Source organism: Streptomyces sp. NPDC101393, from assembly GCF_044767385.1.
Lineage (GTDB): Bacteria > Actinomycetota > Actinomycetes > Streptomycetales > Streptomycetaceae > Streptomyces.
Genome location: NZ_JBIWNU010000009.1, coordinates 206,640 through 220,097, shown reverse-complemented (window position 1 = coordinate 220,097; position 13,458 = coordinate 206,640). Strand labels below are relative to the sequence as shown.

The 13,458-nt window shown below is 71.3% G+C and carries 11 protein-coding genes and 1 tRNA gene; 5 read left to right on the top strand and 7 right to left on the bottom strand.

Annotated elements, in window-relative coordinates; all coding sequences use genetic code 11:
• Window positions 1-143: 143 nt before the first annotated feature.
• The 3 genes from ACIRQ7_RS28140 to ACIRQ7_RS28130 all read right to left on the bottom strand — a co-directional run bounded on the left by ACIRQ7_RS28140 (window position 144) and on the right by ACIRQ7_RS28130 (window position 2,543).
• Window positions 144-737 carry a lytic polysaccharide monooxygenase gene (locus ACIRQ7_RS28140; protein ID WP_404265448.1) on the bottom strand — a complete coding sequence of 198 codons (594 nt, stop codon included), beginning with the start codon at window positions 735-737 and terminating at the stop codon, window positions 144-146.
• 169 nt (window positions 738-906) lie between these two features.
• A complete protein-coding gene (locus ACIRQ7_RS28135) occupies window positions 907-2,124 on the bottom strand; it encodes a hypothetical protein (RefSeq protein WP_404265447.1) in 1,218 nt (405 codons plus the stop codon).
• Window positions 2,124-2,543, bottom strand: a complete 420-nt coding sequence (locus ACIRQ7_RS28130; protein WP_401469747.1) for an SsgA family sporulation/cell division regulator — start codon at window positions 2,541-2,543, stop codon at window positions 2,124-2,126. The genes ACIRQ7_RS28135 and ACIRQ7_RS28130 overlap by 1 nt, the downstream gene beginning before the upstream one ends.
• Before the next feature lie 532 nt (window positions 2,544-3,075).
• Between ACIRQ7_RS28130 and ACIRQ7_RS28125 the strand changes: the two genes are divergently transcribed.
• Window positions 3,076-3,149: transfer RNA gene (locus ACIRQ7_RS28125), tRNA-Lys, on the top strand.
• 121 nt (window positions 3,150-3,270) lie between these two features.
• Here ACIRQ7_RS28125 and ACIRQ7_RS28120 read toward each other — a convergent pair.
• Complete coding sequence (locus tag ACIRQ7_RS28120) at window positions 3,271-4,674, bottom strand: hypothetical protein (RefSeq protein ID WP_404265446.1); 1,404 nt, start codon at window positions 4,672-4,674, stop codon at window positions 3,271-3,273.
• A gap of 169 nt (window positions 4,675-4,843) precedes the next feature.
• On the opposite strand from ACIRQ7_RS28120, the gene ACIRQ7_RS28115 reads away from it, so the two are divergent.
• The 4 genes from ACIRQ7_RS28115 (at window position 4,844) to ACIRQ7_RS28100 (ending at window position 10,299) form a co-directional block, all read left to right on the top strand.
• Window positions 4,844-5,524 carry a FadR/GntR family transcriptional regulator gene (locus ACIRQ7_RS28115; protein WP_404265445.1) on the top strand — a complete coding sequence of 227 codons (681 nt, stop codon included), beginning with the start codon at window positions 4,844-4,846 and terminating at the stop codon, window positions 5,522-5,524.
• Between the two features lie 362 nt (window positions 5,525-5,886).
• On the top strand, window positions 5,887-7,869 hold the full coding sequence (locus ACIRQ7_RS28110; protein WP_404265443.1) for a glycosyltransferase family 2 protein: 1,983 nt from the start codon (window positions 5,887-5,889) through the stop codon (window positions 7,867-7,869).
• Window positions 7,866-9,818, top strand: a complete 1,953-nt coding sequence (locus ACIRQ7_RS28105) for a galactose oxidase-like domain-containing protein (RefSeq protein WP_404265442.1) — start codon at window positions 7,866-7,868, stop codon at window positions 9,816-9,818. The genes ACIRQ7_RS28110 and ACIRQ7_RS28105 overlap by 4 nt, the downstream gene beginning before the upstream one ends.
• 127 nt (window positions 9,819-9,945) lie before the next feature.
• On the top strand, window positions 9,946-10,299 hold the full coding sequence (locus ACIRQ7_RS28100) for a hypothetical protein (RefSeq protein WP_404265441.1): 354 nt from the start codon (window positions 9,946-9,948) through the stop codon (window positions 10,297-10,299).
• 58 nt (window positions 10,300-10,357) lie between these two features.
• Here ACIRQ7_RS28100 and ACIRQ7_RS28095 read toward each other — a convergent pair whose 3' ends face one another.
• The 3 genes from ACIRQ7_RS28095 to ACIRQ7_RS28085 all read right to left on the bottom strand — a co-directional run bounded on the left by ACIRQ7_RS28095 (window position 10,358) and on the right by ACIRQ7_RS28085 (window position 13,249).
• A complete protein-coding gene (locus ACIRQ7_RS28095; protein WP_404265440.1) occupies window positions 10,358-11,464 on the bottom strand; it encodes a glycoside hydrolase family 6 protein in 1,107 nt (368 codons plus the stop codon).
• A gap of 347 nt (window positions 11,465-11,811) precedes the next feature.
• Window positions 11,812-12,669 (bottom strand): sortase domain-bontaining protein, encoded by an 858-nt coding sequence (locus ACIRQ7_RS28090; RefSeq protein ID WP_404265439.1) that lies wholly within the window; start codon window positions 12,667-12,669, stop codon window positions 11,812-11,814.
• 22 nt (window positions 12,670-12,691) lie between these two features.
• The gene (locus tag ACIRQ7_RS28085; protein ID WP_404265438.1) at window positions 12,692-13,249 is read right to left on the bottom strand and encodes a hypothetical protein; all 558 of its coding nucleotides are present in this window, start codon (window positions 13,247-13,249) and stop codon (window positions 12,692-12,694) included.
• Window positions 13,250-13,458: the final 209 nt, after the last annotated feature.

The window sequence follows — 13,458 nt, the reverse complement described above, 5'->3', positions numbered from 1 at the left end:
CGGCGCTGCCTGCGCCGGGGCCGTTGCTGCCGCTGGTGCCGTTCCTGCCGCGGGTGCCCTTGGCTGCCATGGCGCCGCAGGCTAGTTGACGTTACGTCAGAAAGCGAGAGGCGCAGGGTGGTTCGGCAACCGCGGACGGGCGGTCAGGAGATGTCGACGTCCGAGCAGGCGTAGAAGGCGTTGCCCGTGTCGGCGATGTTCCAGACGCCGAGGACGATGTGCCGGCCGGACTTCTGGGTCGGCACGGTGCCCTGGTGCTGCACCGTCTCACCCGGCTGCTCGCCGCCCATCGGCACCGTCATGAACGGCTCCGGTTCGAGGTCGGCGCGGGTCAGCGGCTTGCTCGGGTCGTAGCTGTCCTTGGTGATGAAGTACTCGAAGTCGGTGGTGGAATGACGTGCGGTCAGCCGCCAGGTGAAGGTGTAGGCCTGCCCCGGGGAGAGCTTGGTGCCCGGCCACTTGCCGCCGCGCGGGTCGTCCAGCTCGGCGTAGTTCTCGTGGCCGCCGGAACAGATCTTGCCGTCGGCGGGACCGGCGCCGGGGAAGCCCTTGGGCGCCTCGACGCTCTGCGGTTCGTACTGGATCGCGCCGCAGTCCTTGACGGTGCCCGCGGCGCAGAGCGCCTGCCGACTGGGGGGTGCGTCGCTGTAGCCGTGGCTGGAGGCGCTGCCCGTCGAAAGGAAGGAGACGCCGACGATGCCCAGGCCGACCACGGCCGCACTGATCCTTTTGCGCATGCTTCGCTCCTGAAGAACATGGGGGGAAGTTCCGTGAGCTGCGTGAAGTGCAGGAGATGCGGTCTAGACCAAATGGCAGACTAGTAAGGGACGTTGGTCATGTCCAGAGCATGTCCAGACCAATAACCACGCCCCTGCCGCCGCGCCTCCGCCCCCTCGGCGGCGACGCTCAGGCGGCGGCGGTGAGCGGGCCCGCCGCCGGGCGGACGGCGGCGTGCACCAGTGCCTGGTACGTCCGGCGGAGGGCGATCAAGGATTCCTGGGCCTCGCGATAGACGGCGGCATCCGGCCCGCCGCGGTGCGCGAGGGTGCGGACCGGAGCGCAGTGCCGGTCCATCGCGCTGAGCCAGGCCCGGTGCTGCACCGGCAGATGCCGGCGTACGAGCTGCCGCCTGCCCTCCCCCATCCGGCGGCCGCCGATCCCCAGCACCGCGTCCGCGGCCTGGAGCACCGGCGGTTCCAGGGCGCCCTGTTCGGCGAGCGCACCGAGCACCGCGCGCTGCTGCGCGGTCGCCGGGGCGGCCGCCAGACCGGCCGCCTCGGAGTGCAGCTGGGCGCGCAGGGAGTGCTGGATACGGACCAGGCGGCGCAGGGCCGTCGGGGTGGAGGAGTCGTCGGGAGAGCGGCCGGCGAGGGTCTCCGCGAGCCGGAAGAGCCAGATTCCGTGCGCTTCGAGCCGGGTCGCGGCCAGCATCAGCCGGTCCAGCCGGCACAGCGGCCGGCCCTCCGGCGCCCAGCGGATGATGGGGACCAGCGCTTCCGTACGGGCCAGCTGGTCGATGGGGATGTGCCGGCGCGGTTTTCGTTCGGGCGCCCAGTTGTGCAGCGCGAGGGTGGGCAGCGCGACGAACTGGTCGTGGTCGATGCGGTGCGCGACGGCCGCCCACAGGTCGAGGAACGCCTCGTCGGCGACCTGCCGGGCGGCGGGCGCAACCGGGTCGAGCCCGCTCCAGCCGCAGGACACCGCGATCACCGCGACCCGCATCGCGGCCGCCTCGGCATTGCGCGGCGAGAGCCGGGAGACCCGCTGCCGCAGGGCGCTCAGCTCCTTCGCGCGGTGCGCGCGCGCCACGAGCTCGACGGCGCTTTCGTGACCGGGGGCGACGGCTGCCGCGCGGGCGAGGGCGTCGAGCCGGGTCCAGGTCCCGATCATGGAACGGACCGGGGGCCGCTCGGGCAGGAAGCCGTGCGCCCGGGGATCGTGCGGCGCGGGGAAACCGGAGGCGGAGCCGGCCGCCCGGCTCTCGGCACCCCGCGCCTGCGGTATGCGGAGACCGGAGTCGGCGCCGGGGCCGGGGCCGGCGCCGGGTGCGGCCGTATCGGCCGTATCGGCCGTATCGGCCGTATCGGCCGTATCGGTCGTATCGGTCGTCGCGGTCGTCGTCATCAGCTCTTCCCCGCGAACAGCCGGGCCAGATGGGTGTCCATGTCGAGGTACCGGTCCTCGTCTCCGGGCGGCACGATCGCCACCGTCTGCTCCAGCCACGCCGTCAGCTCCGTCGTGCGCACCGACAGCTCACAGACGCTGTCGTCCGTGGACAGTTCGATGTGCACGCGGCGCTGTCCGCCCAGCTCACGGAAGGGCCAGACCCGTACGTCGCCCTCCCCCGCCTCGTCGCGCAGCCCCGCCAGCAGCAGCTCGCGGGCGAACAGCCAGGTCGCGGCGGTGCGGCCGCGGACGATGAAGGCGACCTCGACCTCGAAAGGGCGGTCGCTGCGGTAGCTGAACCGGCCCGCCACCGGGACCGTTTCGTCCGGCCCGAGCAGGAGCCGCATCTCAAGGGTGCGCTTGGCTGTCGACACCATGACGATCAACCTTTCCGACGGAGGGGCGAGTCCCGGGGGCCCGGGTCCGGGGCGCGCGTCCTAGCAGACGCTGCGACGCGGGGGGAGGTTGCCGGACGGCCCGAAGGAGTGACGGACGCCATGACCGGCCGGGAGGCGGAGGCGGCGCTTCACGGCGTGCCCGTTTCCGTATCCGCCTGCCGCGTACGACGTTCCCGGCTGTGCCATTTCCGTTCCCTCCGGACCGGTCGGTGCGCTCCCCTGGCGCTCACTCAGCCTCTCAACTGGCGGGAGATACCGCATGTTGACGGTGCAACTGATGATCTACGACTACGAACTCGATCTTCACAGACCAATTCGGGCAACTCGCGGGGCGAAGGTCCCGAGATGGCGGGACTTCCGGCCCGTACCGCGAGGAATTCCCGGCGGCGATCAAGGCGGCATGAGGGGCCCGGCGCGAGTGAGGCGGGTCACACCGGGGTGCCTGCGTGGGTAGGCCGGCCGGGGGTACGGAGCACCTCTGGAGTTCGTGTAAAGTTCTTCAGGTCAGCGCGCGCCGCTAGCTCAGTTGGTTAGAGCAGCTGACTCTTAATCAGCGGGTCCGGGGTTCGAGTCCCTGGCGGCGCACGTCACACTGAGGCCCCTCGCATCGCGAGGGGCCTCAGTCGTTGTGCCACGCATCTCCGTCGTCGCGCCGTACGCCCAGTCGATGCGCCGTACGCCTCAGTCGGGGTGCCGCATCCGGATGTCAGCCGGTCGGCGCGCCGCTGACCTGCGCTTCGGGCTTCGGGTCCGCCTCGGCCAGGGTGGACACCCAGACCAGCAGCGGGGCGAGCACACCCGCGACGGCCACCCAGATCCGCCAGCCGCCGCCGGCCGGGAGCAGCAGCGCGCCCGCGGCCGCCACCGAGACGGTCGTGCCGAGCAGTACGGCGGCCGGCACCGTGCGCGGCCAGAGGCTGCCGAGTTCCAGCAGCCGGACCCGGCGCCCCGGGTCGACGGGGACCGGGCCGCGCGGCAGGGCGGCGACCCGGGCGGCCTCGGCTGCCGGGACCCGCCCCGGCAGCTGCCAGCCCGCGTCCGCCAGGAATTCCGCGGCGGCCCTGCCCTGGGACGCGGCGGGGTCCCACACCAGCCAGCCTTCGCTGCCGACGAGCACCGGGGCGGCACGCCGGTGCGACGCGGCCAGACGCAGCGGAACCTCGCCCGTCCCGGTGTGCAGGGTCAGGCACGGGTAACGCGAGGTGCTCTTCGCGCCGCCCTCACCGGAGCCGGCACCGGACGGCGGTTCGACGTGTTCCGCCACGCCGGTCGCCGTGGCACGCAGCGCGACCCAGTCCCCTTGGACCCGCCGGGCCCGGCGCGGCAGGGAGGCGATGGCGGTTGCGCTGCCCACCATCAGCACGGCGAGGACCGCCCAGACTGCGGCGGCGAGGTAACCGCCGCGGCCGAGGGCGCGGCCGTCGAGCTGCGCCTGGACATACGACCGGCCGGTGGCGCCGACCGCACCCCACTGCGGGTGACCGGGGACGTAGGCGACGGGGAAGGTGTCACCCACCTCGGCGACGCCCCGGGAGACCTCCGCCCGGAAGGTGGCGGGTACGCCCGTACCGCCCTCGGCCGACGGCAGCCGGACGGTGTAGTCGGCCTCGGACGACGCGCGGGGGCTGCTTCCCGCGCGCTCCACACGGGCGACGGCCACGACCGGCAGTTCCTTGATCACATAGTGGGCGCCGACGATCCGGCCGGCGGTCTCGCCGCGGTCCGGTGCGCCCGCGCCCAGGCTGAAGAACAGCACCGGCGCGGTGCCCAGGGCGACGGCGAGGGCGGTGATCCTGGCCCAGGTCCAGCCGGATCCGTGCAGCCTGGCGGGTACCGCGGGGTCCGGCCGCGCCGCGGGGTCGCGCACCGCGTCCAGCGCCAGTGCGTACCCGCGCGCGGGAGTGACCCGGCCGACCCGCAGGACGTAGCCGGCAACCGCCAGGACAGCCCCGGCGAGCGCGGCGAGCGCGACCCACACCACGGCCGCACGCCGCGGGCCCGCGCCCAGGAAGAGCCAGCCGCCCGTGAGCGCGACGAGTGCGGCCGTCCCGACGACGGCGACGCAGCGGCCGAGGAGGGTCGCGCCGGCGCTGCTGCCGAGCCTGTTCACCTGGGTCTCCTCTGCGTGTTCACCCACTTCACGACGCCATCCGGGGGCGGACCTTACCCGCGCCCTTCTCGTTCTTGACCGTTGGGGCCGCTCGCCGACGCCCCCGTACGCCGCACCGGAAACCGCCCCCTCGCTGGTCAAAACCCTCCCCCCGGTGCAGAGTCACCGCATGGCACGCGATATTCAGGACCGGATCAAGAGGCTGATCATCGACCAACGGCTGGCGTCCGGTGCCGCGTTGCCCACCGAGCCGGAGCTGATGGCCCTGCTGGGGGTGAGCCGGAACTCCGTACGGGAGGCGCTCAAGGCGCTGCAGGCGATGGGCATCGTGGATATCCGGCACGGGTTCGGGACGTATGTCGGACCGATGTCGATGGCGCCGATGAGTGAGGGGCTGGCGTTCCGGACGGTGGCGGGGCATCTGCGCGGCGAGGACAGCCTGCGGCAGTTGCTGGAGCTGCGGGAGGCGGTGGAGACGGGGCTGATCGCGCGACTCGCGGGACGGGCGTGTGACGAGGATCTCGCCGAACTGGACGGTTTGGTGGCGCAGATGGGGCGGGAGGCCGCGGACGGGGCGGTGGCGGCGGGAACGGACCGGGCCTTTCATGCCGCGCTCTACCGGGGCCTGGCGAACCCGCTGCTCAGCGAGGTGCTGGACGCGTTCTGGGAGGCATTTCACCGGGTGCGTACCGATCTGGTGGCGACGACGGCGGATCCGCGGAGCACCTGGCGGCAGCATCAGGAGATCGTGGCGGCCGTGCGCGCCGGGGACGCGGTGCGGGCGGAGCGGGCCGTGCGAACACATTTCGACAACATCCGTCTGAGATTGCGCAGTTCCCCCACGCAGTAATACGCCCCGCGAGGCGAAGCGTCCCGGATTGGTCGGTGTTGTCCGTAAGTCTCTCCTTTCGATCTTGCGATCATGGGTGCCGTCCGGAACGCTGAGCGCGGCCCCGGGCCTGACAGGGCGCGACTACCACGAAGTTGACGGATCGAAAAGCCGGCGGATGACCCGGCTCCCCTCGCGCGGGGGCGGGCGCCGCGACGCACTGGGAGGATGGCCGGGCGTTCATCGTGCAACCGTGAGACGGCTGGCTCCGTCTCACGGCGTGGGCGGCCGACACCAGTGAGCCCGAGTCGGTCGAGGGGGACCGGGACTCGGGCCATCAGCAGACGGCACGCAGCGGGTGTTGCGTGCGGGGGGATGGACTCATGACGTCGCCGCCTGAGGGCGCCAGGCCGCAGCACTCGTTCGACCCGTCCGCGACGACACGCCTGCGCGTGCCACGTCAGCTCCGGCAGCGGCGGGCCCAGCAAAAGCCCTTGCCGCGCTATGACTACGAGCACTACAGCCGGCTGGCCGGGCCGCTCACCCGGCCCGACCCGGACAAGCCCTACAAGGTCCGCTACCGCTCCCTGCTGGCCGATGAGCCGCACCGCATCCGGGCGGCACTGCTGCTCGGCGCCGCGCCCCTGGTCTCGCTGGGACTGCTGGCCTGGCTGATGCAGCCGGCCCACTGGACCGAACGCGACTACCCCGCCTACGACTTCCTGCCCGTGCTGGACGTCGTCATGCTGGTCGCGATCGGGCTGATCGAGTTCTTCCGCTGCATGAACGTCCTCTCCAACGCGCACGCCACCCTCGTCGCCCGCGACCCCGTCCCCGTCGTGCCGGAGAACGGCACCCGCGTCGCCTTCCTCACCTCGTTCGTACCCGGCAAGGAACCCCTCGCCATGGTGACGAAGACGCTGGAGGCGGCGGTCAAGCTGCGCCACCGCGGGCTGCTGCACATCTGGCTGCTGGACGAGGGCGACGACCCGGAGGTGAAAGAGGTCTGCCGGCGGCTCGGCGTCCACCACTTCACCCGCAAGGGCGTGCCGCAGTGGAACCAGCCGAAGGGCCCGCACCGCGCCAAGACCAAGCACGGCAACTACAACGCCTGGCTGCAGGCGCACGGTGACGCCTACGACTACTTCGCCTCCGTGGACACCGACCATGTCCCGCTGCCCAATTACCTGGAACGGATGCTGGGTTTCTTCCGCGACCCGGATGTCGGATTCGTCATCGGACCGCAGGTGTACGGAAATTACGACACCTTCGTCACCAAGGCCGCCGAATCACAGCAATTCCTCTTTCACGCACTGATCCAGCGGGCCGGTAACCGCTACGGCGCACCGATGTTCGTCGGCACGTCCAATGCCGTACGCATCAGCGCGCTGAAACAGATCGGCGGGCTGTACGACTCGATAACCGAGGACATGGCGACCGGCTTCGAGATGCACCGGCACCGCAACCCGCAGACCGGAAAGAAGTGGCGTTCGGTCTACACCCCGGACGTGCTCGCCGTCGGCGAGGGCCCCACGGCCTGGACGGACTTCTTCACCCAGCAGCTGCGCTGGTCACGCGGGACGTACGAGACGATCCTCAAGCAGTTCTGGAAGGCGCCCTTCACGCTGCCGCCCGGCCGGTTCTTCAACTACACCATGATGGTGATCTTCTATCCGATGTCGGCGCTGAACTGGATTCTGGCGGCGCTCAGTTGCGCGCTGTTCCTGGGTCTGGGCGCCTCGGGTGTGCAGATCGATCCCGCGGTGTGGATGATGCTCTACGGCAATGCGTCCGCGCTCCAGATCGGGCTGTACATCTGGAATCGCCGGCACAATGTCTCACCGCACGAACCGGAGGGCTCCGGCGGGATCGCCGGCATGGTGATGTCCGCGCTGTCGGCGCCCATTTACGCCCGCTCGCTCTTCGATGCCGTACTGCGCCGCAAGAGCAAGTTCGTGGTGACGCCGAAGGGCGATTCGTCGAGTCCGGACACCCTCTTCGGGACGTTCCGGGTGCACCTCTTCTTCCTCCTCGTCTTCGGCGGCTCGCTGGGCGCCTCGTTCGTCCTCGGCCACAGCCACCCGGCGATGATCACCTGGGCGGTGCTCGCCCTGCTGATCACCGCCGCCCCGATCGTCGCCTGGCGGCTGACCGTACGCGGGGAGAAGCGGCGGCGGAGGGCCGGCACCACGGGGGCCACGGCCGCCGCACCCGGCACGACCACCGCGGACGCCGCTCCGGACACCGCTCCGGACGCCTCCGCGGAGCCCACCGGGGACTCCGGGTCGGCCACCGATCCGGCCGCCGATCCGGCCGCCACCGCCGAACAGACCATGCAGATCGCCCTTGGGGGACGTCACACATGAAGTACCGTCCGAGCCGTCGCACGCGCAGACTTGCGATAGCGACGGCGGTGGTGCTCGCGCTGGCCGGGATGAACGGGCCGGCGCTCTACGGCTTCGCCTCGGAGCAGTACCACCAGTACAAGATCAACAAGCCCGAGTACAAGGCGTCGAACGGCCATTGGGACGCCGTCGACGTTCCCGACAAGTACCGCATCAACACCATTCACGCGGCCCTCCTGCACACCGGCAAGGTGCTGCTCGTGGCGGGCTCGGGCAACAACGCCGCCAACTTCAAGGCGAAGTCGTTCCGTACGGTGCTGTGGGACCCGGAGAAGGACACCTTCAAGAACATCCCCACCCCCAAGGACCTCTTCTGCTCCGGGCACACCCAGCTGCCGAACGGAAACCTGCTGGTGGCCGGCGGCACCCAGCGCTACGAGAAGCTCGGCGGCGATGTGAAGAAGGCCGGCGGCCTCATGATCATCTACAACGAGGACCCGGACGGCCCCAAGACCTTCCCGGCCGGCACGCTCTTCACCGGCAAGGAGAACGGCAAGACGTTCACCTCCAAGGACCCGGTCGTGGTGCCGCGCGCCAAGAAGACCAAGGACCCGGCGACCGGCAAGGTCACCGTCACCCACAGCGAGGCCCGGGTCTACGTCGAGGCGCTCAAGGACGGCAACGCACACGCCACCGGCGCCCAGGACAACTACCGCATCCACGGCCTGACCGGCGGCGACGCCCACAACTTCTACGGCATCGCCCAGAAGCTGTCCTTCGACAAGAAGGACTTCCAGGGCATCAAGGACGCGTTCGAGTTCGACCCGGTGGCCGAGCGCTACATACCCGTCGACCCCATGAACGAAGCCCGCTGGTACCCGACGCTGACCTCCCTCCAGGACGGCAAGGTCCTCTCCGTCTCCGGCCTGGACGAGATCGGGCAGGTCGTGCCCGGCAAGAACGAGGTCTACGACCCGAACACCAAGAAATGGACCTACCTCCCCAAGACCCGCTTCTTCCCGACCTACCCCTCGCTCTTCCTCACCGACCAGGGCCGCGTCTTCTACACCGGATCCAACGCCGGCTACGGCCCGGACAACATCGGCCGCACGCCCGGCATCTGGGACCTGAAGTCCAACAAGTTCCAGACCGTGCCCGGCATGAGCGACCCGAAGATCCTCGAAACGTCGATGTCGGTACTGCTGCCGCCCGCCCAGGAACAGCGCTACATGGTGCTCGGCGGCGGCGGGGTCGGCGAGGACCCGCGCGCGACGGCCAAGACCCGCATCGTGGATCTGCACGCCCCCCGCCCACGCTTCAAGGACGGCCCCGACCTCTACGCCAAGACGCGCTACCCGAGCAGCGTGATCATGCCGGACGACACCGTGCTGACCACCAACGGCTCCGGCGACTACCGCGGGCGCAGCGACTCCAACATCCTCAAGGCGGAGCTGTACGACCCGGTGGCCAACACCTCCCGGCAGGTGGCCGATCCGCTCGTCGGCCGCAACTACCACTCCGGGGCGCTGCTGCTGCCGGACGGCCGGGTGATGACCTTCGGGTCGGACTCGCTCTACGCCGACAAGGACAACACCAAGCCCGGCGTCTTCCAGCAGCAGATCGACCTCTACACACCGCCGTACCTCTTCCGGGACTCGCGTCCCGCGCTCAAGGACCCGGGGCCCAGGACCGTCGCCCTCGGCGGCACCGCCACCTACCGCTCCGCGCACGCCTCAGCGATCAAGAAGATGCGGCTGATGCGGCCCGGCTCCTTCACCCACGTCACCAACATCGAACAACGGTCGATCGCGCTGGACTTCACCACCACCAAGGACGGGGTGACGGTGACCCTCCCCAAGGACCCGTCACTGGTCCCGCCCGGCTGGTACATGCTCAACGCCGTGGACGACCACGGCACACCGTCCAAGGCGGTATGGATCAAGATCCCGCAGGCCAAGAACCTGGGGTGAGGGTCCTGCCCGACGCCTCGTGTGCGTCCGTCTCATGGCACCCGCTTGTGGCGGGTGAGGCGTGTGGGGCTAGCGTGAACTCGCCTGCCATTCGGGCGGGTTCTTCACTGACCATGAAGGACAACACATGAAGCGTTCTCGTACTCTCCGGTGCTCCGTGGCCGGCATGTTCGGTCTCGCGGTGCTGGGGGCCGGCCTTGCCACGGCGGCGCCCGCGCAGGCCGGGGTGCCGAAGACCGCCGCCTGTACGACGATCAAGATCACGGGGAAGAAGGTCGCCGTCCGTATGCCGGACGAGGGCGACACGGTGGCGGACGCGAACGACCGCGTCACCCGCTACGTGCACAAGGGCGACAAGCTCAGGTCCTGCCTCATCGCCAACGGATACTCCCAGTCGTACAACAAGTGCGGAAAGACCGGTCACGACTGGTTCCTCGTGCGCGGCGGCCAGGTGCCGCTGACCTGCGCCAAGCGGACCTGAGCCGCAGCCGCCAGGCGCGGTGCCCGGGGGGACGCCCCGGGCACCCGCCGCGATGTCGCTACCCCTTCTTCGCGCCGTCGGCGTTGCGGGCCAGTTCGCGGGCGTAAGTCGGCCACCAGGCACCGGCCTTGGGGCCGCCCTTGCAGGTGCCGTCCGACTCGCCCGGCCGCTTGATCCACAGATACGCGTCCACCTGTGGATCGCCGGTCCTGATGGTGGGCGCGGTACCCAGCGCCCGGCCGCGCGGATTGCACCAGTTCTCCGGGTCGTCGCCACCGGGCGCGGGGCCGTTGCCGTTGCGGCTGGTGTCGATGACGAAGTGCTTGCCGCCGACCATCGCGGAGAGCTTCTTGCCGTAGGTCGTGTTCTCCTGCGTGGTCTGGTAGTTGGAGATGTTCAGTGCGAAGCCGTCGGCCTGCGCTATGCCGGCTCGCTTGAGGGGTTCGACCATCCGGCCCGGATCCTTGATCCAGTGCGGATTTCCGGCGTCCAGATAAACCTTGGTGTGCGCCAGTCCCTTGAGCTTGCCGACCGCCTCCGTCAGGAGGGCGTAGCGCTCCTCGTGGAACTGCTGCGGGGTGCACTTGTCCTCGATGTGCGGGAGGGCGTCGGGCTCCAGGAGGACGGTGGTGGGGCGGTCGCCGATGCCCTTGAGAACGCCGTCCAGCCAGGCGCGGTAGGCGTTGCCGTCGGAGGCGCCGCCCCGGGAGTAGCTGCCGCAGTCGCGGTGCGGGATGTTGTAGAGGACGAGCAGCGCCTCGCGGTCCGCCTTGGCGGCCGCTTCGGTGAAGCCGCGGGCCTCGCCCTCCGGATCATCGATGCCTATCCACTCGGCGACCGGCTGCGCCGCGATCCGCTGCACGAGCCGGGCGTCGGCGGCCTTGTCGTCCTTGCCGTAGGCGCTGACCTGGCGGGCCGCCTTGCTGTCCGGGTTGACCCAGAACGGCGCGGTGGACTTGGGGCGTTGGGACGGCTTGGGCGGAAGGGCGCCGTTGCCGCCGTCGGACGCGCCGCTGCATGCACTGAGCAGCAGTGCGCCGACCGCCGATGCCGCGCCGAGTGCCGCGCGGCGGTGCCGGGCGCCCTTCCCGCCGGGCGGGCCGCACCCGGTCCCGGACCTGGCCTCGGACCCCGTCCCGGGTGCCTGCCGAAGACTGCCGTACATCCGCTGCCCCCTCACTTTCATGTCCCCCCTCATGTCCGCTCCCCTCGCGTCCGATCCCCCTCGGAACAGGGAAGGTGTGTCTGTGGATCTCCCCGGCCACAGCCATCCTGGCACACCGTCCATGCGCTCGAAGCGACCTGTGGATAAGCAACAAAGGCTTGTGGAAAAGGTGTTGAGCGCCGGGCAGGAACGGGGCGATGGGTCGCCGTTGGGCCTCCGTTGGGCCGCGGATGACCCACTGATGAGCCACTGATGAGCCCTCCCCGGCCGGTCCGCCGACGCCGACGCCCACGCCCGCCCGTCGACGCCGACGCCCACGGGTCACCCCGGTTGGCTCCGGCAGCCGGTCAGCCCTGGCGGTCCGCCGGCCGGAGGCCGGTCAGGTACGCCGAGACCACCACCTTCGACCGGTACACCCCTTGTGCGGGATCGAAGGTGCCGCCGCCGGTGACCAGGCGCAGTTCGGCCCGGTCACGCTCGTGGGCGCCGTAGGCCTTACGGGGGTCGAATTCCGCGCGGTCGTAGAGCCGGACGTCCTCAACGGTGAACTGCGCAGTGCTGCCGTCCGAGCGCCGTACGTCCACCCGCTCCCCCGGGGTGATGCCGCTCAGACCGTGGAAGACGCCCCGCCGTTTGCGGGCGTCCGGGCCCGTGCGCTTCGCCGCGTCCGCGCCGGTGCCTGCGGCGGCGCTCTCGTCGACCATGACCGCGGCGCCCACCGCACCCGGCTGCGGGCCGCCGGCGTACCAGCCGACGAGTGCCGGGGAGGTCGCCGGCGGCACGGTCACCTCGCCGTTCGCGTCGAGGCCGCTTTCGACGACGGCGGCACGCACACCGAGCGCGCCGATGCTGATCCGGCGTGGCCGGACCGCGTCGGATGCGGCCACCGGCTCGTGGGCACGCTGCGGTGCCTGTCCCAACGGCCGCCCGACGGCGGCGACATCACCGGTCGCGGGCAGCTGCGCCGCCACCCCGGCCGTCACCTCGCTCCCCCACAACCACAGCCCGAGCAGCAGCACGGCCCATGCCACTCCGGTCAGCAACTGCCCCTGCCCAGGGCCTGGCCGGCCCCCCTCACCGGACCCGGGCGCGGCGCCCGCCGCCCGGCCCCCGCCGCCCTCCACGCCCCGCTCCGCGGTGTTCGCCTTCGCGGCGGTCGTCTCCGCCGCACTCGTCTCCGCGGTGGTCGTCTCCGCTGCGCTCATCGTGGCCGCTCCGCCGTTGGCCTCATCGACCATCTCCGCCGCCCTGCCGTTCGCGCCGGATCCGCAGTCTCAGTCGCAGCAGTTGGCCCGCGATGACCAGCACCGCGCCCCCGGCGAGCACCAGGCCGACGGCCGAGGTGCTGCTCAGTTCGTGGCCGGAGGTGGCCTGACCGCCGCCCGGTGCGGGGTCGGCGGTGGGGGTTCCCCCTATGGGTTGGCCGGCGGCGGGGGCGCCGACCGTCACGGTCCCGGTGGTGGGCGCCGTACGGCCGTGCGCACCGGGGCAGGCGACGGTCACGGAGTGCGCGCCGGGCGGCGCGTCGGCGCTGATCCGGGCGTCGCCGGTGAGGGCCCCGGCGGTCCGGGCGAGCGGTGCGGGTGCGGCGAACGCCGACGACCGGGCCGTTGCCCGCTCGGTGTCGCAGCCGGTGACGTGCAGGGTCACCGCGTCGCCCGGCGCGGCGGGGGCCCGCGAGACCAGGACGGAACCGGCGCCGCGCTCGTCCCCGGCGTACGCAGGCGCCGTCGTCACCGCGCAGGCCGCGACGGCGGCACAGAAAGTGAGTTGCCGTGAGCGCATGGTGAACCTCCGAATACTCCGAAGGTCCGCCCCTGCGGGGCCGCCCGCATCCGCTGCCGCCCCGCACTGCACCGTTCAGGTGAGATCGGCCGGGACCGGCCCGATGATCACCGGCCGGCGGTCAGCCAGGGCCGGGACCCGACGACGCCCCGGTCCGGGACGTGACGAAGCGCAGGTCCCCGCGTTCCTCAGCCCCGGCCCGGGTCGCG